We start from the raw sequence: 19,737 nt of genomic DNA on the forward strand, positions 1-19,737 counted from the left end.
ATGTCCCGCTTTCCGGAACAGCGAGGAAGGCGCGGCCTGTGCCGCGCCCCGATTCTCTGCCTGGCCTGCGGAATTCTCTGGGGGCTGTTCTGCTGCCTGATCGGCCTTCCGGCGGCACGGGGCGCGGCAGCCGTGGGAGAACGCAATGTGGGGGCCGACGCGGCCCTGGCGGAAATGACGGCGGCGGCCCGGCTGCTGGCCGTTCTGGCCCCGGCCCGAAGCCGACCGGACGACAGCGAGGCCCAGCGGGCCGTTATCGCCGCCTTTCCCACAGACCCGGCGACCTTTGCCGCCGTTCTGCGCCTGACCGGCGACGCCCCCCTGGACTGGCTGCTGGGCCTGGCCCAGGCCGACAACCGCGCCCTGCGCCAGGCCGCTCGCCAACGCCTGCGCGCCGTGGACCCCGTGCGGCACATCCGGGCTGCGGACAGCATCTATGCGGCCGTCAACGCCTGGCCCTGCCGGGATTTTCTGGAACTGGCCCGCTCTCCTGACCCGATTGTCAGCGTGGGCGCGCTGCTGCTGGCAAGAAACATGGCCTGGCCCGAAAAAGGTCGGGCCGCGCTGGACAGCCTGCGGCCCGACGATGGGCCGGACATCCGCCTGCTCAAGCTGGCCGCCGTTGTGGGCTGGAACGGCGAGGCCGCCGTTCCGGACGCTGCATGGGAGTTTGTGCGCGCCTTCCCGGACGACCCGCGCGATCTGGCCCGCCTGCTCACCTTGGAAAATTCCCTCTACCGCTCCGAGGACAGCCCGACGCTCAGCCTCCTGCGCGGCCTGGCCCGCGACGGCACGCCGGAGCTCAAAATGGCGGCCGACGCCAAATGGCGCGGCGCGCGCACCCTGCACCGGGCCTCCCTGCCGCCGTCCGCGCCGGTAAGCGGCCGCAAACTGGCCCGGTCCCTGTTGCCCCTTTTCGCGGATCCGGATCCCGGCGTCAGCGCCACGGCCATGCTCTATGCCGCGCGCCTGGAAGCCCCCGGCCCCCTGCGGGCCTGGCTGCTCAAACACGCCGACCCGGAGGACCCGCCGTTGCGCAAGGCGCTCGCGGCCCATTGCCTGGCCCGCTGGAGCCCCCTGGACCAGGACCGCCAGCGGGCATTTCTGCGGCAAATGTTCATCAACTGGGAAACCTTCTGGCAAGTGATCCTGTTTGAGGACGTTACGGCGCTGGCCGGGCGCAGCCCCAGCCTGGACTGGGTCTGCCGCCTGAGTCTCGGCAGGGAGAACGAGGTCCGGCAGGAAGCCAGGGACAATCTGCTGGCCGTGCACCTGGCCCTGGCCAAGGAACGCAAGGAAGGCCGCCTGGACGCCCACAAAAACCAGGTGGACCGCCTCATTTTCGCGGCCATCGCCCAGTGGGCCGAATAGGCGCTCGTGACGACAGCCTCTAACCGCCGGACTTGCCCCCCGGCCTCTCAGCGTTTATCCTGAAGTCCAGGGCCTGCCCCGTTTTTTCCCCATTGCTGCCACGGAGGGACCATATGGCGCGCTGTCTTCTTACACTTTTCCTTCTGCTCTGCTGCGCGGGCGCGGCCCAGGCCGAAAACCGCGTTTTCGCCCAGTTCAGCGCGGACCTGCCGGAAGGCTGGGACGGCCAGGAGCGCACGGCCTTCAGCAGCGGCAGCCAGGACGAATACATGCTGGTGCTGGGCAAACAGGACCAGGAGCAGGAGCGCTTTCTGGCCCAGATCAGCATCTATCTGCTGCCCAACACGCCCAAGGCCACGGCCGAGGACTTCGCCCGCAAGATGACCGAATTGCAGGGCGACGCCTCCGAGCCGCGCAAGGAAGGCCGGTTCTGGACCTTCACCGGCGTGCCCCGCAACCAGACCGTCAAAGGACAGGCCGTCACTATGGTCAATACCACGCCGGAGCGGATTCTGATCATCATCTCCCAGGACCCCGAGCGGATCGGCGCGGACAAGGTTGTGGCCGGACTCAGCGGCGTGACGCCCGAAGCCAAGGCCCTGCTGGGAAGATAGGGACAGCCCGCGACCGAAAACGACCGTGGGCTGTTTGAAACATTACGGGCGTACCCTTTCCACCCTGTCGTAGACGTTCCGCATTCGCAGCACCAGGCTGCACGTCTGCTCAAGAAGGCATCCCAGGCTGGCGATGGCGTCTCCTTTCACGCGCACGTCATGGTGCGTGCTTTTCATTATTTTGACCACGCCCGCCAGCAGCATATAGGTTTGGGCCAGAAGGCCGCGAAAGTCTTCCGCGTGATAGTGTTCCAGCAGCTTGCGCTCATGCTGCACCGCTCCCGGTGAAAAATAATAGCAGCGGGTTTCGCCGGGCGAGTCCGGGCTCGGGCGCGCGGCAGGCGCGCAGCCGCCTTGTCCCGCCGGTTCATATACGGCGAGCAAGGCACGGGCGGCGTTCCGGAACTGTTCGATCCGTTCCGCCAGTTCGGAAGGGCTTTGAGAGGGGGGCGTTGACGATTGGGGCTGTGGAGCGGCGCTCGGGAAATGATGGGACATAAGGCACCTCGTGGGTTTTGCGGTTGGCCTTGCCTGTGAATGGCAATGCCGGGTGTTCACAACCGCCCACGAGCGGCTTGCGGCCTTTAGCCTTTCGGCCTGGACATAACCGCAACACCCGGCAAGAGATAGCCTGCACCGCCCCCAAGAGGGCGCAAAAAAAGCCATTCTGTCGGGATGGTAACCGTCGTGAGAAGGTGTTGTGAAGCACCTACCGTCAACCAATCATATTCTCTGATCCAGGTCAAGAAGATGACCTGGGACACACGGGCATTCTGTTCTCAGTCTGTTGTTTTATTTTGCCCTCCGGGCACGGAAGTTTTACGCCTCCCGGCGTTTGGGCCGCCTATCGCTGCTGTCTTTATCCGTATGGCTCGCAAGCTCGCCTACGGCTAAAGCGCGCGGCAGGGGGCCGGGGACGGCTGTCCCCAGGCCCCCTACAACCCCCTGCCTCTGCTGTACGCCGTAGCGCATTGACGCGGCGTCCCACGGGTCTTGCTCGCGTAGCTCGCTGCGCCCCGAAATCGCCGCGTGTCAACGTTCAACGGCTGAACATCTCCTTCTCAACCACCATCAGCGGATGGCATTGCGCGGCGCGGAGGGAGGCTTCAGCCGTTGGCGGCAAGGCCGCCTTACGGATGAAGACAGCAGCGATAGGCGGCCCAAACGAGAACGAAGCGAAAACCGTAATGCCCGGAGGGCAACATCATCGCCGGGAACGACGCCCCCCTTTAGGCGTCGTGCCAGCCCAAAAACATCTTGTAGGCCGGATTGTCCGACTCATCCACATGCGGGTAGCCCATGCGCTCCACCCGCGCCAAAAAGTCCTCAAAAGCCTCCCGCTGCTCATCGGGCACGTCAAAGCCCATCAGCACCCGGCCGAAGTCGGCCCCGTGATAGCGGTACTGGAACAGGGTGATGTTGAATTCCACGCGCATGGCGTCAATAAGGTCCAGCAAAGCGCCGGGCCGCTCGGGGAAGGCGAAGCGCAGCAGGCGCTCATTGGCGACCTGCGGGGCATTGCCGCCCACCATATGCCGCAGGTGCAGCTTGGCAAGCTCATTGTCGCTGAGATCAATGACCGTAAAGCCCTGCTCGCGCAGATCGGCCAGCACCTCGGCCACGTCGCCCTTGCCCTGAATCTTGATGCCCACCAGCACCCGCGCCCTTTCCGGGTCCGCGAAACGGGTGCACAGCTCGGTGATGCTGCGCTTGCCGATGGCCGTGCAGAGCCGCCGGAAGCTGCCCATCTGTTCCGGAATGGTCACGGCCAGCAGAGCTTCGCGTTCCGCGCCGATTTCAGAGCGGTCCACCACATGGCCGAGGCGGTCGAAATTCATGTTCGCGCCGCTGACGATGGCGACCAAAGTGGCGTCCTTGACCCCGCCGTTGGCGGCATAGGCCCGCAGACCGGCCAAGGACAGGGCCCCGGCGGGCTCGGCCACCACGCGGGTGTCTTCAAAAATGTCCTTGATGGCCCCGCAGATGGCGTCGGTATCCACAGTGATAATGTCGTCCAGCAGATCGCGGCAGAGAGCGAAGGTCTCCTCGCCCACCAGCTTCACGGCCACGCCGTCGGCAAACAGGCCCACATCGCTGAGCTCCACGGGATACCCGGCCATGATCGAGCGGCGCATGGCGTCGGAATCCACGGGCTCCACGCCGATGACCCGGATTTCCGGGCGCAGGTGCTTGATGTAGGCGGCCACTCCGGCGGCCATGCCGCCGCCGCCGATGGGCACGAAGACCGCGTGGATCTCGCCCGGATGCTGGCGCAGAATTTCCATGCCGATGGTGCCCTGCCCGGCGATCACGTCCGGGTCCTCGAAGGGAGGAATGAACACCGCGCCGCTCTGGCCGATCAGATCCTGGGTGTGCCGCCAGGCGTCGCTGAAGGACTCGCCGGAAAGCACTACCTGCCCGCCCAGGCGCCGCACGGCCGAAATCTTGATGGCCGGGGTGGTCACGGGCATGACGATGGTGGCTTCGCAGCCCAGGCGCTGGGCGGACAGGGCCACGCCCTGGGCGTGATTGCCCGCCGAGGCGGCGATGACGCCGCGCCGCAGTTCCTCGGGCGAAAGGCGGGCCATCTTGTTGTATGCGCCGCGCAGCTTGAAGGAAAAGACCGGCTGCAAGTCCTCGCGTTTGAGCAGCACTTTGTTGCCCAGCCGCCGCGACAGGCTCACGGCCTCGTCCAGGGGCGTTTCCACCGCCACGTCGTAGACGCGGCTCAACAGGATGCGGTTCAGATACTCGCTGTGATCGTGCATGGATATATCCTTGACTTGGGATGCGCCGCGCCGAAGGGCCGGAATCCCGCGCCGGAGTGCGGCGCGCCGGATCGTGCGCGTAATCTTTGCTGTGTACACCCGGCGCGCGCGCTTCTCAAGTCTCAAGAACAGCGGGCAACACGTACAATTTTATTAAAAAAACAGATCAGCTCATCAAGCGGCGAATCACGGGCCGTTGTCCGCCGAACACTTCTCCAGGGCAAAGATCCTCTATAGATATAGAGAGCGTTCAGCCCAACCCGGCATTTATTTAGTGTGAAAAACGGGCCAGTTCCTCACGCACGAGGTCCAGGCCGACCATGATGTTGTTCTCGAGTGTGGAAAGCAGATCCGTTTCATCTTTACGGCGTAAGGCATCAATGATCATGGCATGCTGTTTGTTGAACAGCTCCCTGTGCACGGCGGAATAAGCGCGTAACGTCAGGAAAGCCTGTACGAAATCCATGAGGTGTTCCACGATAGACACCAGGTGCGGCATACGTGAAAGTTCATAAAGCCGGCGGTGGAAATTTCTGTCCATATGGAAGAAATACTGCTCCTCCGTGCCGGAAGCTGTCATTTTGTCCGCCATCTCCTCCAGGGCGGACACATCTTCAAGAGTTGCCTGTGCCATGGCCTCCGCAGCCAGAACCAGCTCAAGCTGGCAGCGTTGCGTGTAAATCAGTTCCATTTCCCGATAGGACGGCGGCAACATAACGACAGCACCCTTGTACGGGACAATCTGCACGAGACCGGACTGCCCCAGCAGAAGCAGCGCGTCACGTATAGGCCCGCGCCCGACTCCCAGCTTCCGCTCGAGTTCCACAAGTATAAGCCGCGTTCCCGGAAGAGCCGCGCCGCTCAGAATCATGTCACGGATCATCTTGTAGGCAACAAGAGATTTTGTCGCAATGCCTTCGGGTTCTGCCCTATTTTTCATGATGCCCATATAAACTTCATGGGCGGTGGGGTCAATGTGACCATATTATTTTATGAAATATTTTATGAAATATTTCATAAAATATTGACACCCGCAAAACACTAACCTAGGGTTGCCTCAACGCCCTCCCCTTATTTTAAGAGGAGACAAAAAGGAGACCGGAATTGACTACCTCGTAATCTTCAACTCGCGCTTTCTGGAGGTTGTATGCATCAGAAACATCATGACGGCCCGCAACGCAATGAATTGGAAAAATCCGTTGTCCCCATGCAGGCATGGGCCCTGGCCGTAGGTGCGATCATCGGCTGGGGTTGCTTCATACTGCCCGGCACGCGCTTTCTGCCTCTTTCCGGCCCCGTCGCCAGCCTCATCGGCCTGGGCGTCGGGGCCGTCGCGTTATGTATCGTCGCCCTGTGCTACGGCGTTATGATCAAAGCCTATCCCGTGGCCGGCGGGGCTTTCGCCTATGCCTTCGTCAGCCTGGGACGGGTGGCGGCCGTCATCTGCGGCTGGGGGCTGGCGCTGAGCTACAGCTGCGTCATCGCGCTCAACGCAACGGCGATTCTTCTACTCACGCGCTTTCTCCTGCCGGGCGCATTTGAAGTCGGATACCTCTACTCCGTCGCCGGGTGGGACATCTATACCGGCGAAGTGATCCTCATCTCGCTGGTTATCCTTTTCTTCGCCTTCATGAATTATCGCGGAAACTCCTGCGCCAACAATCTGCAGCTCACGCTTTCCGTATCTCTGTCCATCGGCGTTGTGGCGCTGGCTGCAGGATCCGGCATCAACGAGACGGCCTCCATCCACAACCTTGAGCCCTACTTCAATGAAATGCACTCCGGCTTTATCAGCATAATTACAGTGGTGGCCCTTGCCCCCTTTCTCTATCAGGGCTTTGACACCATTCCGCAGACCGCCGAGGAATTCAATTTTGATCACGACAAATCCACACGGTTGATGCTCATATCCATCCTTTGCGGTTGCGCGCTGTATTCCCTTGTTCTGTTCGCGGTATCCATCATCAGACCCTATCCGGAACTGCTGGCAGCAGAATACCCGTGGCTCACCGGCGCTGTGGCCAACATGGCCTTCGGCAAAATCGGGGGACTCATTCTGGCGGTTCCTGTGCTCGCGGGCATTTTCAGCGGAATGAACGGCTATTTCATTGCAACCACACGCATTCTGTTCAGCATGGGACGCGGCAAATTTATTCCTTCCTGGTTTGAAAAAATTTCCCCCAAGCATCAAACACCAGTCAATGCCATTTCCTTCGTGCTGGGTTTCTCCCTCCTGGCCCCGTGGTTCGGTCGGCAGGTTCTGGTCTGGCTGACCGATACCTGCGCCTTGAGCGCCGCGCTGAGCTACTTCTTTACTTGTTTCGCGGCGTACAGATTCGTCAGCCAATATCCCGAACAGGTTAACCTTCCCTTCGCCAAATCAGTGACGATTCTGGGCTCCCTCATCTCCATGGCCAGTTTCCTTTTGCTCGCCATACCAGGCTCGCCGGCGGTTATCAGCCGGGAATCCTGGATGCTGCTGGCAGTCTGGTGTGTACTGGGCTTCATACTTTACAAAAAGCGTGCCGCCGAGCTGAACGCCATCCCCATCCGGGATCTTCAGTTCATGCTACTGGGCAACAATACACGTCCATTGCTTTTCAAGGTCAGTGATTAATTGGGCCTGGAAATATTTCATAAACTATTTTATAAAATATATTATAAAATACTACAGAGGAGATATGTCATGCACTACCTGAAACAAGCCGCCAAATCTGTGGAAGGTTCCAGCAAGGAGGCCCGCGCTGTCGTGGAGCAGATGCTGGAGGAAATCCGTTCGGGGCGCGAAGACGCCGTGCGCGCTTTGGCCAGAAAGTTCGACAACTGGGACCAGGAATTCATCTTGAGCGACGCAAAACGCCAAAAGCTTATTGCTTCCGTACCAGAAAGTGTGAAACGCGATCTGGAATTCGCCCACAAGCAGGTCGCCGGCTTTGCCAAAGCACAACGGGACAGCCTGAAAGAGTTTGAGACCGAAGTGACGCCGGGCGTCATTTTAGGCCAGCGCGTTATTCCCATGGATGTGGCCGGCTGCTATGTGCCCGGCGGCCGCTTCGCCCATGCCTGCTCAGGCATCATGAGCGTGGCCACGGCCAAGGCCGCGGGTGTACCCTTCATCGTGGCGGCCACACCGCCCAGGGGCGACCATATCGATCCGGCCACCTGCTACGCCATGCACATCGCCGGAGCCGACATCATTCTTGAAATGGGGGGCGTCCAGGCCATTGCCACGATGGCCTACGGCCTGTACACCGGCAAACCCGCCAATATTCTTGTGGGGCCCGGCAATGCCTATGTGGCTGAAGCCAAGGCCCTGCTGAGCGGTTCCGGCCTGTGCGGCATCGATGTATTTGCCGGTCCCACGGAGTCCGCCGTCATTGCTGATGAGACCGCCGACCCCATGACCGTGGCCATCGACCTCGTTTCTCAGGCCGAACACGGCTACAATTCTCCGGTCTGGCTCTTTACCGTCAGTGAGGAACTGGGGAAAAAGGTTCTTGAACTGATTCCCAGGCTTTGCGAGGACATGCCCAACCCCGACGTGCCTCTGACAGCCTGGAACGATTACGGCGAAATCATCTGCAGTGCGAACCGCGAGGAACTGGCCCGGACCTGCGACGCCTATGCTCCTGAACACGTGCAGGTCATCGCCAAAGACCTGGACTGGTGGCGCGATCGGTTGCGCAGTTTCGGCTCGCTGTTTTTAGGCGAGGGCAGCACCGTGCCGCATGGCGACAAATGCTCCGGCACCAACCACATCCTGCCCACCAAAAAGGCCGGCTATTACAGCGGCGGCCTGAATGTGCACAAATTCCTGAAGATCTGCACCTACCAGAACATCAGCAAACAGGCCAACGAGGTCATCGGCGGCGCCGCCTCCCGCCTGTCGCGGGTAGAAGGCATGGAAGGCCATGCGCGCGCCTGCGACTGGCGTCTGCGCAAGTTCTATCCCGGCCGGAAATGGGACTTCCAGGTTTACGAGCATCCCAAGTTCTGACGTTGTCGTGGGAAGTCCTTGCTCCCCACTCCCTCAAAAACAGAGGTATGGCATATGAAGACGTTCACCAAAGACTTTACCCTTCAGGAACCCATTCCCCAGGAAGGGATTGATCTTGCTCTCGGCGTGCTCAAGACCGGCCGGCTGCACCGCTATAACATCATGCCCGGAGAAAAGGGCCATGCGGCGGAGCTGGAAGAGGCATTCGCCGCATATATGGGCTCGAGATACTGTCTTGCCTGCGCCTCATGCGGCAGCGCGCTGTATATCGCTCTCAAAAGTCTCGGCGTGAAAAAGGGGGATACCGTACTGTGCAATGCCTACACCCTGGCTCCGGTACCCGGCGCCATCGAAAACGCCGGAGGCAGCATTGAACTGGTGGAGATCACCGATAACTACACCATAGATATCGACGACCTTGACGCCAAGGCCGCCCGCACGGGGGCCCGTTTCTTCCTGCTGTCGCACATGCGCGGGCACATGGCCGACATGGACAAGGTCATGGAGGTGGTGCGCAAACACAACTTAATCATGCTGGAAGACTGCGCTCATACCATGGGCGGCTCCTGGAACGGCAAAAAAAGCGGCACCTTCGGCCATGCGGCCTGCTACAGCACCCAGACCTACAAGCACATGAACTCCGGTGAAGGCGGCCTGCTGATCACCAGCGATGACGACGTCATCGCCCGGGCCATCATGTACTCGGGATCATACATGCTGTATTCCGCCCACACTTCCCGCCCCGGCCCCGATGTCTTCGAGAAGATCAAGAAAATCACGCCCAACTTCAGCTCGCGCATGGATAATCTTCGCGCGGCCCTGCTTCTGCCCCAACTCAAACTTCTCGATGAACAGTGTCGCCGCTGGAACAGGCTGTACGACCATATGGAAGCCCGTCTGAAGTCCATTCCCGGTGTGGTTTGCCCCGCCCGCGACCCGCGGGAATACTATGTGGGCAGCTCCATACAGTGGAATCTGCCCAAGGCCGGCTACAAGGAAATCGAAGCTTTCATCGCCGGGACCGGAGAACGGGGCGTATCCGTCAAATGGTTCGGTAACAAGGAGCCTGAGGGTTTCACCAGCTCTTATGACAGTTGGCAGTATTTTCCCCATCTCGCCACTCTCGATCTGCCCCGGACTCGCAAGGTTCTTGCCACCATGTGCGACATGCGGCTGCCCCTGACATTCTCCACAAAAGACTGTGATGACATCGCCGACATTCTCGTCGGCGTCATAGAGGAAATGGGCCTGCGCTAACCGCCGGCTCCGCTTTTTCACAACGCATTACACCAAAGGATGATGCCATGAATCTCGCCAAGTTTCCCCGCCGTGGCTATGTGACCACCCCCACTCCCATTGAGCCCCTGCCCAATTTTTCCAAGGCGCTGGACGGCAAAGTCAACATTTACATCAAACGCGACGACATGCTTCCCGGCACAGCCGGCGGCAACAAAACCCGCAAGCTCGATTTCTGCATGGCCGACGCTCTAGCCCAAGGCGCGAACGCCATCATCACTTGCGGCGCCGTGCAGTCCAACCACTGCCGTCTGACCTTGGCTTGGGCAGTGAAGGAAGGACTCGACTGTCACTTGGTGCTTGAAGAACGCGTCAAGGGTAGTTACAAGCCCGAAGCCTCGGGCAACAACTTCCTTTTCCAGCTTCTGGGCGTTAAGAGTATCACTGTTGTGCCCGGCGGCAGCGACATGATCTGCGAAATGGGCAAGGTGGCCGAAACCCTGAAGGCCCAAGGCAAAAAGCCCTACGTCATTCCCGGAGGCGCATCCAACAAGATCGGCGCGCTGGGCTATGTGAACTGCGCGGAGGAAATCCTGCGCCAGCTCTTCGAGATGAAGCTCTCCATCGACCACATGATCGTTCCCAGCGGCAGCGCGGGCACGCATGCAGGCATTATCGCCGGTATGTATGCCAACAACGCCTGCATTCCGGTGACAGGCATCGGCGTAAACCGTCCCAAAGACGTACAGGAAGCCGCCGTGCATAAGCTGGCCCAGGAAACTCTGAAGTATATCGGCGCGCCGGTCAGCCTGCCCGCCGACAAGGTTGTGGCCTTTGACGACTATGTGGGTCCCGGCTACTCCCTGCCCACCGGGAGCATGGTCGAGGCCGTCAAGCTGCTGGCCGGCACTGAAGCCATCCTGCTTGATCCCGTATACTCGGGCAAGGCTATGGCGGGCCTCATAGATCTCGTCCGAAAAGGACATTTCCCGGAAGGCACCAATCTGCTCTTCCTGCACACCGGCGGTTCCCCCGCTCTGTTCGCCTATCTGGATACTTTTCGTAAATGACAAGGGCACATGGGGCGGCGGGCATGGCTCCGCCGCCTGCTTCCGGAGACAATTATGTCCGTTTCTCCATCTTCTATCGGCGTTCTCGGCGGACTCGGGCCCTATGCCGGGCTGGACCTTGTCCACAAAATTTTTGACTGTTGCGCTGCAACAAAGGATCAGGATCACCTGCCGGTCATCTTGTATTCCTTCCCTGCGGAAATCCCGCCGCGTGTGGAGTTTCTACTGGACGACAGCCCCGACAATCCCGGCCACGCCATGGGCGGGATCATGGTCCGGCTCGCCGGGGCCGGAGCCACAGTTATCGGTATGCCCTGCAATACGGCGCATAGCGCATCCATACTTGACGCGGCTCTGGAGCGCCTCAAAGATTCCGGCTTCACGGGATGCTTTGTCAACATGATCACGGCTACGGCAGAGTATATCGCCCGAAACTTTCCACAAGTTCGACGCGTCGGAGTGCTGTGCACACAAGGGGCGCATGCATCCCGTGTTTTTGATCAATATCTCGGCCAAGCCGGTCTGGATGTACTCTATCCCGACGCAGCCGGACGGGAGAAGCTCCAGCGCGCCATCAGCGATCCGGCCTATGGCCTGAAGGCTTTTTCCAGCCACGTCACGGAAAAAGCATGGAATGACGTCACGGCGCAGGCGCGCCGTATGGCGGAGCGTCAGGTTGATCTGATTTTGCTGGGCTGCACCGAGCTGCCTCTGGCACTTGCAGGAAAAAAATTTGAGGGCATCCCTCTTGTAGATCCCACACGCGTTCTGGCCCGTTGTCTTGTCCAGGCCTATGCTCCGCATGCTTTACGGCCTGAACCTGGAGAGTAAAGCCGCTTGATATGAAAAATGCCGGACGGCTTTCATATATTCCGAAAAGACAGCACAAAGAAAGAAGACAGCGATTTCCCGACATAGAAGGAGTACAGCTATGGAACAGGGCACCATCCGCCTCAAGACCGGCCTTGCCGAAATGCTCAAGGGCGGCGTCATCATGGACGTCACCACCCCGGAACAGGCGAAAATCGCCGAGGAAGCGGGCGCCTGCGCCGTCATGGCCCTGGAACGCGTGCCGGCCGACATCCGCGCCGCCGGCGGCGTGGCCCGCATGGCCGACCCCACTATCGTCAAAAAGATCATGGAAGTGGCCAGCATTCCGGTCATGGCCAAGGCGCGCATCGGCCACTTTGTGGAAGCCCGCATTCTGGAAGCCCTGGGCGTGGACTACATTGACGAAAGTGAAGTGCTGACTCCCGCCGACGACCGTTACCATATCGACAAGCGCGACTTTACCGTGCCCTTTGTCTGCGGCTGCCGCAACCTGGGCGAAGCCCTGCGCCGCATCGCCGAAGGCGCGGCCATGATCCGCACCAAGGGCGAGCCCGGCACCGGCAACGTGGTGGAAGCCGTGCGCCACTGCCGCCAGGTCATGGACGAAATCCGCATGCTCTGCGCCCTGCCCGACGCCGAGGTGCCCAACTTCGCCAAGGAATGCGGCGCGCCCCTGGAAATCTGCCTGATCGTGCGCAAGGAAGGCCGCCTGCCCGTGGTCAACTTCGCGGCCGGCGGCATCGCCACCCCGGCCGACGCGGCCCTGATGATGCACCTGGGCTGCGACGGCGTGTTCGTGGGCTCGGGCATCTTCAAGTCCGGCGACCCGGCCAAGCGCGCCAAGGCCATCGTGCAGGCCGTGACCAACTACAAGGATTACGCCGTACTGGCCGAAATCTCCCGCGACCTGGGCGAACCCATGGTGGGCATCGAGATTTCCTCCATTCCGGATGCAGAGCGCATGCAGGAACGGGGCTGGTAAGGCTCACGCCCTCATTAGCCAAACTTCTATGCAAAAAGGCCGCGATCTGGTCTGCCCCCATCAGGTTACAACGATGAGCCTATGTGGCCTTTTTGTCGTTGTCTACTCTGATGGGGGCATATCAATCATGCGGCTTTTTTGCATGGAGCATATCCTGACGCCCACTGGAATCAGGCTGCGGAACCGGCCGAACGAGGCCGGGGCAGCAGAAACCTGCCCTGGACGATACGGATCAGGGTGCCGATGATCAAAAGCCCGATAACCAGATTGGAAAAAATAAAGATCGGCCAGCTCAGCAGCGAAATGGGGCTGGTCGGATCGTGCGCCAGAAAACGCAACGCGGATGCGGACAAGGCGGAAATGCCGAAGGAGAAGCTCCAGAAGGAGGGGGAAAAGGGCTGCTCAAAGGTCCAGACCAGCAGCCGGGCCAGAAAGATCAGTTGCAGGAGGCCATAGCCGAAGAGCACCTGGGCAAAAATGTCCGCCACTCCGCCGTTGACCGACAGATAGGCCGTACAGGCCACCAGGGGCGGCGCGAGCTGGATGCCGATGGTCGGACGCACCGGCCTGGGCAGTTCGCCCATGGTGCGCAGACGCGCGAGAATTACCGGTTCCAGGCTGAGCCAGGAAAAAATGCCCGCGCCCAGAAAGAGAAAGCCCCAATGGCCGTAACCCAGGCTGCCCAAGGCAATGGCGCTGATCAGGTTGCTGGCCACCGTGGGCAGATACACGCCCGGCGTGGTCGCCTCGGGCGTATGCTGTCCCCGCCACAACCCGGCGCTGCGGTAGGCGGCAAAGGCCAGTTGGCCCACCGTGCCCAGCACGATCAGCCAGAAGGCCAGCGGGCGGGCATACGGAGCCACGGCCACGCCCACCAGCATGGTGGTGCCGGGAAACAGGCTGATGAAACAGCATTGAATGGCGTCGCGCACCTCGGCCAGCGCCGCCGCCCGGCGGAACAGCCATTTATAGATGAACACGCAGGTCAGAACCAGCCAGACGGCCACCCCCAGCGCCATCAGGCATTCGCCCACAACCGCGGGCAACGCCCAGTGCTGCGCGGCGAAACGCCAAGCCGAACCCATGCCGATGATGCCCAGTACCATGCCGAAATACGCGGCCGGGATGGGAAAATACCCGTCCAGCGGCGTAAGCGTCCGTTCCGCCATACCCACCTCCCACCAGTACGAAATAAAAATTATTCTTTTTGATAAGCCAGCCGATGGGTTATGGCAAGGCGGCCGGAACCGGCATCATGCCGACGCGCGCCGCCGTGCGCACGCCCGCCGGAGAAAAACGGCCGCCACGGACGGAACGACATGCTCCGCCGCATGGCTTGGTTCCGAACGGGTGCTTGCATCAGACGCCCGTTAGAGATAATAAAGGCTGATCCTCATATATCGGAATTTGTCCATTTTATCGTAAAAGCAAGGCTGATCTTCATCATATCGGAATTTGTCCACTTTATCGTAAAAGTTATGAAAAATCGTTACTTATTTTTTCGTAACTCTGAAAAATCATGATTCATGGCACAACGCATACGGGCCGCAATGCCTTTCGGAGAAAAAAATAATGCGCGGACGCGGCCTTCTTTCAGGCAATGACAAGCCCGGCCCGCGCAGGCTCGCGCTTGTGCTGCTTATCGCGCTGAACACTTTTTTCCTGTCCGGCTTCCTGTTTCACGTGGGCAACAGAAATATGGAGTATGACGATGCCCTGCCGCGGAAAACGCTGATCACCTTTCTGGGAATTCAATACGACGCTGAAAATCAGAGCTGCATCGAACAGATTCTGAACGGCTACAGCGCGGCGCACAATGACATGCTCGTCAGCTATGAAGGCATAGCGCTCAACGCCTATTCCCGGCTGCTCAATCAACGCCTCAAAAAAGACGACAGGGCGGACGACGTCTTCATGCTGCCGCCGGACTGCCTGCGGTCCTATCAACGCCGGGGACGGCTTGCGGACCTGTCCGGCCTGCCCGCGCTCACGGCCTATCGCCCCGAAGTGCTTGGGCAAATGCAAATGGGCGGCCGCCCCTATATCGCCACAACCAGCCTGGGCGCTCGCGGCCTGTTCGCCAATCTGGACCTCCTGGCCCGATACGGCGTGAGCACGCCCCGGAACGGCAAGGCCTTTCTGGCGGCCTGCGAAACCTTCCGCGCCCAGGGCATTACCCCCATCAGCGCCGACAGGGAAGCTCTGAAAACCGTTCTGACCGCCGTGAGCCTGACGCCGCCCGGCGGCCCCATACGGGAAAACGCCGCCGCCTTTCTCGCCGCGCTCAATGCCTCCCCGGATCGGCTGGAGCAGGCCGTGGGCAAAGGCTTCGCCCTTCTGGCCCTGCTGCGGGACAAGGGCTATATCTGCATGGAGGACGTCAGAGGAATCGGCTCTGTCCGTTTCAACGGGCTGTTTTGCAGCGGCGGGCGGCCCTTCATGATCGGCGGCACCTGGCTTTCACCGGGGCTCGCCCAAGCGCGGCTCGGGTTCCGGTTCAAGGTCTTTCCCCTGCCGCTGGGAGAGAGCGCGCCCGTGACGGTGCTGAGTCTGGACACGCCGCTTGCCGTCAGCGCGTCAAGCCCGCATCGTCCGCAGGCCGTTCAATTGGTGGAGTATCTGACCAGCCCCGAGAACATCCGGCGCTACGCCGACGCGCAGGGCCTTCTCAGCCCTTTGCGCGACGCTCCTCCCCCGGCTGACGCGGCGGTCAGGCCGCTGACGGACAGTCTGCGCGAAGGAAATGTCATCTTCAGATCAGACATCCGCCTGGCATGGCCGCTCCAGAACGGCCTGGAGGCTGGCCTGGACGTATTTCTGTCCGGCGGCAACGCCGGGGAGGCGACGGCCGAAACCATGCGGACTCTCCACCGTGAGCGTGCCGAGTGATCAGCCCCAAAAAGCAGAACATCTTTATCGCCGTCGCCCTGGCGCTGCTTTTCACGCTGTTCTGCGCCGCGTCGCTGAACTTCATGAGCTTCGTCCAGCAATCCCTGTGGGACAACGCCGTCAAACACGTCATGGAAAGCACCGCGCGGGCCGCCAACGCCCTGCAGCGCAACGCCGTCAAGGATCTGGAGCTGCTGCGCATGCTGGCCCAGGATCTGGAACAGGGCATGTCCTCCGACGAGCAGCGGATCATCGGCAAACTGCAAACCCACCTCTCCGGCACCGGCAGCCTCGCGGCCCTGATCTTCAAGGACGGCACGGGCTATACGGATACCGGGCTGGCCGTCACCCTCACCCCCGAGGAAAGGAAGCTTGTCCAGGGCCTGAACAAACAAGGCGGCATGCTTCCCCCATACCGCAACCGGGGCTCCGGGCGGCGCACGCTCACCATCTATACGCCGGTGAAGTTCCCCGACGGACGCGAAGCCCACCTGTTCAAGGGCTACAACGTGGAAAGCCTGTACGCGGCGTACGCGCTTTCATTCTACAACAACACGGGCTTCGCCTATGTGACCCTGCCCGGCGGCGAAATCATCATGCGGTCGCTGCATCCGGCCAGCAACAAAACCTTTACCAGTCTCTTCGACATTATCAACGGAAACGGCAACCGCCCAGAGGTCATTGAGGCCTTCCGCGACTCCCTGAAGAACGGCAAAACCGGCGTGGCCGTGTTCAACGACGCCGATGGCGAAAACGTCTTCTGCTACGTCCCTATGCCGGATATGGAAGGCTGGTACCTTGTCTCGATCATCCCCAATGCGGTGATAATGAAAGAGGCCAATGCCATCATCCTGAGGACGCTGTTGCTCTGCGGACTGCTTTTCGCCGGATTGCTCGCGGTCTTTTTCATCTACCGCCGCCTCAAGCGCGGCTATCAGCGGGAAATCCGGGCCCTGGCCTTTACGGACACGCTCACCGGCATCCGGAACTTCACCAAATTCAAAATCGACGGCGACGCGCTGTTGCAGGCCCCCGACGCGCCGCACTACGCCGTGCTGACCCTTGACATCCTGAACTTCCAGGTCGTCAACGAGGTGCTGGGCTACAATATCGGAGATGCGCTGCTGCAACGCCTTGCTCTCCTCCTGGGCGAGCTGGCCCGCCCCGGCGCGCTTACGGCGCGGGTGAACGGGGATCATTTCGTGGTTCTGCTTCCCTACGACAAAAAGCAGGACCTGACGGCCTATTGTGACGCGCTGCTGCGGGCGCTCAATGGATACGCGCGTTCCCAGGCCGGGAGCTACCATATAGAACTGCGCACGGGCATCTGCTGCGCGGAGGACGGCGACGCGGCCACCGGCATCAACGATCTGCTGGACCGCGCCAATATTGCCCTGAAGGCCATCAAGGCCAAGGGCGCGCAGCCGTGGAACTTCTATGATTCCGGCATGCGCGTCAGGATACTGCGTGAAAAGGAACTGGAAATGCGCATGGGCCGGGCCCTGCGCGACGGGGAATTCCAGATCCACATCCAGCCCAAATACCGCCTGGACAGCCTGGAGCTGGCCGGAGGGGAGGCGCTGGTGCGCTGGCAGAGCCCGGACCACGGTTTTCTCCCGCCCGCCGAATTCATCCCCCTGTTTGAAAAAAACCGTTTTATCATCCAGCTGGATCAATACGTGTTCACAGCCGTCTGCCGCCTGCTGCGGCAATGGCTGGATGCGGGCGTGGCCCCCTGCCCCCTGGCCGTGAACGTTTCACGGGTACAGTTCTATACCTTGGACTTTGTGGAAACCTACATCGGCATCAAGAAGCGGTACGACATCCCCGACGGCCTGCTGGAGCTGGAATTCACGGAAAGCATCTTCATCGAGAACGTGGAGCTGCTGCGTACCGCCGTCCAGGAACTGCGCCAGGCGGGCTTTTCCTGCGCCATCGACGATTTCGGGGCCGGGTATTCCTCACTCAACATTCTCAAGGATCTGCCCGTGGACGTGCTCAAACTGGACGGCGTCTTCTTCCGCTCGCTCAAATCCAACGGCCGCGACAAGGTCGTGATCCAGAACATCGTGCACATGGCCGGTGAGCTGCAGATGGCTACCGTGGCCGAAGGCGTGGAAACCCTGGAGCAGGTGAACTTTCTCAAGGACACCAACTGCGATATGGTACAGGGCTATGTCTTTGCCCGGCCCATGCCCGCCGAAAAATTCACCGAGCGCCTGCGCAATTCTGGCGACACATGCTGAGCTTTCTCCACACCTGGGCATTTACCACGTGAAATGCTCTGACATACGCATCCCGCGCCGCCATCCGCAACGTGCCGGGCATTCCGGCACGCGTAACGCAACGCGCCCCCTGTCCGGCGTGCGGCCGGAGCAAGGGGCGCGATTCGAGCGTCTCTATGGCGTTTTTCTATTTACTGTCGGGAACGATACGGAATGAATTACCGATGGCGACGAGATCCCGGCGCACCTCTTCGGGCAGGGCCCGATAAGGCTGCATGACGGTTCCCGGATAGCCCTCCGTAATGATGGTCAACGCCCGTTCGGGCGTCAGGGAGAAGCGGCGCAGATCCGGCGGCTCGGGCCGTAACGTGCGGCCGAAGGGAGTGGGCGCGCCGTCCGTGCCGTGGCATACGGAACAGGTTTCCTCCCAGACCGTCTGGGCCTCCAGGTCAGGCTCATGCGCGGGTTTCGGCGCGGCCGCGAACATGGAAAAACGCGTGGAAAGCGTGTCCAGCACCTTGTCCAGCTTTTCCTTGTCGTACAGCCGGAAATAGGGCATGGCCGAGCCGGGCGTCCCGTCTTTCAGAATGCCGTAGATATACTCCCGGTCCGCCCGGATGGCGGCGAGATCCGCGGCCGGTACCAGCAGGCGGCCGGCAACGGGGCCGTCCCCGTGTCCGGCCGTGCCGTGGCAGGGCTGGCAAGCGCCGTCATAGATGGTTTCGCCGTTGTCATAGACCGTCTCCAGCTTGACCGTAAAGGCCGCCAGAGCCTGTTGCCGGAAGGGAGCCAAGGCTTTGGAGCGCGCCTCGCGCACCGCCACGGCCTGGGCATGGCCCGGCGCCAGAACCCGGTCTTGCAGAAACTGCCGGGCCACCAGCATGGCGACAAAGATCATCGGCAGAAGAACCAGCAGACTGCGCGGCCCCACGGCCGTCAACGGCGCGGCGGCGGGCCGCAGGGCCCAGAGCGCCAGCATGGCGGCGGCCGCTCCCACGGTCACGGCCCAGAGGATGGACCAGTTCAGATCCGCGGCCACGGAGAAAACCAGGGGGAGGCCGATGACCACCTGGGCCAGGGTGGCCCCGAACAGCCAGTTGCGCAGACGGGGCGCTTTTTCCGGGTGTTTTCTGGTGGAAAAGAAAAGGTGAAAGGCCGCGCCGAAAACCAGCGCCGCCCCCAGGATGTGCAGATAGCGCAACAGCCAGTGCGCCGCGAACGCGCCGTCCGGGCTGAAGCCCTCGGCCGCGAAGGCGGGCCAGAGGGCCTGCCGCTCCATCAGCGCCAAGGCTCCGGTGAAAACGGCCGGTACCGTGAGCAACGCGCCCACGCCCAGAACGCCGCAGATGAACGCCAGCCAGGTATTGACCTCAATCTTGTGCCCGAAGGCGTCGATCAGCAGGAAAGCGACGATCAGCAGCGGGATTATGGCCAGCCAGGCATAGGAAAACAGGCCCGTGGCCGTGAAAAAGGCGTGGGAATAGCGTACCTGGACGATGAGCAAGGGAGCCACGCCCAGCACCACGGCCAGACTCTTGAGGCCCAGGTGGGTGTGCACGATCTGCTTGTTCCAGAGCTGTGCGCCGCCCTCTCCGGTCAGACATTTTTGCAGGAAAAACAACAGGCCGAGCAGCGCCGTGCCGAGCATGAGCAGCACGAACAACAGATGCAGGCCGAAACTGACGAAAAGCAGCCCGTTCTGCCATGATTCCGGCAGGGGCATTCTGAGAAAAAGATCGTTCCATTGGGTCATG

The 19,737-nt window shown here is 61.1% G+C and carries 15 protein-coding genes; 10 read left to right on the top strand and 5 right to left on the bottom strand.

The annotated features are described in order from the left end of the window. Together AXF13_RS09650 and AXF13_RS09655 are read left to right on the top strand one after the other, a co-directional pair. Positions 1-1,371 carry a hypothetical protein gene (locus tag AXF13_RS09650; protein WP_062252925.1) on the top strand — a complete coding sequence of 457 codons (1,371 nt, stop codon included), beginning with the start codon at positions 1-3 and terminating at the stop codon, positions 1,369-1,371. A gap of 113 nt (positions 1,372-1,484) precedes the next feature. Further along, complete coding sequence (locus AXF13_RS09655; RefSeq protein WP_062252927.1) at positions 1,485-1,985, top strand: hypothetical protein; 501 nt, start codon at positions 1,485-1,487, stop codon at positions 1,983-1,985. Positions 1,986-2,027: 42 nt separating this feature from the next. Here the strand turns inward: AXF13_RS09655 and AXF13_RS16100 are convergent, their stop codons facing one another. From AXF13_RS16100 to AXF13_RS09670, 3 genes are all read right to left on the bottom strand, one after another. Next, positions 2,028-2,483: an ATPase gene (locus AXF13_RS16100; RefSeq protein ID WP_083522061.1), complete on the bottom strand. Its 456-nt coding sequence runs from the start codon at positions 2,481-2,483 to the stop codon at positions 2,028-2,030. Positions 2,484-3,214: 731 nt separating this feature from the next. Next, positions 3,215-4,753, bottom strand: coding sequence for a threonine ammonia-lyase, biosynthetic (ilvA, locus tag AXF13_RS09665; protein WP_062252929.1), 1,539 nt, complete (start codon positions 4,751-4,753; stop codon positions 3,215-3,217). Between the two features lie 271 nt (positions 4,754-5,024). Then, positions 5,025-5,702 (bottom strand): GntR family transcriptional regulator, encoded by a 678-nt coding sequence (locus AXF13_RS09670; protein WP_062252932.1) that lies wholly within the window; start codon positions 5,700-5,702, stop codon positions 5,025-5,027. Between the two features lie 198 nt (positions 5,703-5,900). On the opposite strand from AXF13_RS09670, the gene AXF13_RS09675 reads away from it, so the two are divergent. The 6 genes from AXF13_RS09675 to pdxS all read left to right on the top strand — a co-directional run bounded on the left by AXF13_RS09675 (position 5,901) and on the right by pdxS (position 12,869). Then, complete coding sequence (locus AXF13_RS09675) at positions 5,901-7,370, top strand: APC family permease (protein WP_062252934.1); 1,470 nt, start codon at positions 5,901-5,903, stop codon at positions 7,368-7,370. Positions 7,371-7,439: 69 nt separating this feature from the next. Then, positions 7,440-8,750, top strand: a complete 1,311-nt coding sequence (gene hisD / locus AXF13_RS09680) for a histidinol dehydrogenase (RefSeq protein ID WP_062252936.1) — start codon at positions 7,440-7,442, stop codon at positions 8,748-8,750. A gap of 54 nt (positions 8,751-8,804) precedes the next feature. Beyond that, entirely contained in the window at positions 8,805-10,007 is a 1,203-nt protein-coding gene (locus tag AXF13_RS09685; protein ID WP_062252938.1) for a DegT/DnrJ/EryC1/StrS family aminotransferase, read from the top strand. 47 nt (positions 10,008-10,054) lie between these two features. Then, positions 10,055-11,056 carry a D-cysteate sulfo-lyase gene (cuyA, locus tag AXF13_RS09690; RefSeq protein WP_062252940.1) on the top strand — a complete coding sequence of 334 codons (1,002 nt, stop codon included), beginning with the start codon at positions 10,055-10,057 and terminating at the stop codon, positions 11,054-11,056. A 54-nt stretch (positions 11,057-11,110) separates the two neighbouring features. After that, positions 11,111-11,887 carry an aspartate/glutamate racemase family protein gene (locus tag AXF13_RS09695; protein ID WP_062252942.1) on the top strand — a complete coding sequence of 259 codons (777 nt, stop codon included), beginning with the start codon at positions 11,111-11,113 and terminating at the stop codon, positions 11,885-11,887. A gap of 100 nt (positions 11,888-11,987) precedes the next feature. Then, positions 11,988-12,869 carry a pyridoxal 5'-phosphate synthase lyase subunit PdxS gene (gene pdxS / locus AXF13_RS09700; protein ID WP_008685302.1) on the top strand — a complete coding sequence of 294 codons (882 nt, stop codon included), beginning with the start codon at positions 11,988-11,990 and terminating at the stop codon, positions 12,867-12,869. A gap of 170 nt (positions 12,870-13,039) precedes the next feature. On the opposite strand, the gene tehA is transcribed toward pdxS, so the two are convergent. After that, positions 13,040-14,038, bottom strand: coding sequence for a dicarboxylate transporter/tellurite-resistance protein TehA (gene tehA, locus AXF13_RS09705; protein WP_062252944.1), 999 nt, complete (start codon positions 14,036-14,038; stop codon positions 13,040-13,042). Between the two features lie 403 nt (positions 14,039-14,441). Here tehA and AXF13_RS09710 point away from each other — a divergent pair, with 403 nt between their 5' ends. Together AXF13_RS09710 and AXF13_RS09715 are read left to right on the top strand one after the other, a co-directional pair. Beyond that, a complete protein-coding gene (locus AXF13_RS09710; protein ID WP_062252946.1) occupies positions 14,442-15,758 on the top strand; it encodes an ABC transporter substrate-binding protein in 1,317 nt (438 codons plus the stop codon). Then, on the top strand, positions 15,755-18,004 hold the full coding sequence (locus AXF13_RS09715; protein ID WP_062252947.1) for a bifunctional diguanylate cyclase/phosphodiesterase: 2,250 nt from the start codon (positions 15,755-15,757) through the stop codon (positions 18,002-18,004). The genes AXF13_RS09710 and AXF13_RS09715 overlap by 4 nt, the downstream gene beginning before the upstream one ends. A 166-nt stretch (positions 18,005-18,170) precedes the next feature. On the opposite strand, the gene AXF13_RS09720 is transcribed toward AXF13_RS09715, so the two are convergent. Then, positions 18,171-19,736, bottom strand: a complete 1,566-nt coding sequence (locus tag AXF13_RS09720) for a c-type cytochrome (protein ID WP_062252949.1) — start codon at positions 19,734-19,736, stop codon at positions 18,171-18,173. Position 19,737: the final 1 nt, after the last annotated feature.

Origin of the sequence: Desulfovibrio fairfieldensis (assembly GCF_001553605.1) — a bacterium.
Taxonomy (GTDB): domain Bacteria; phylum Desulfobacterota; class Desulfovibrionia; order Desulfovibrionales; family Desulfovibrionaceae; genus Desulfovibrio; species Desulfovibrio fairfieldensis.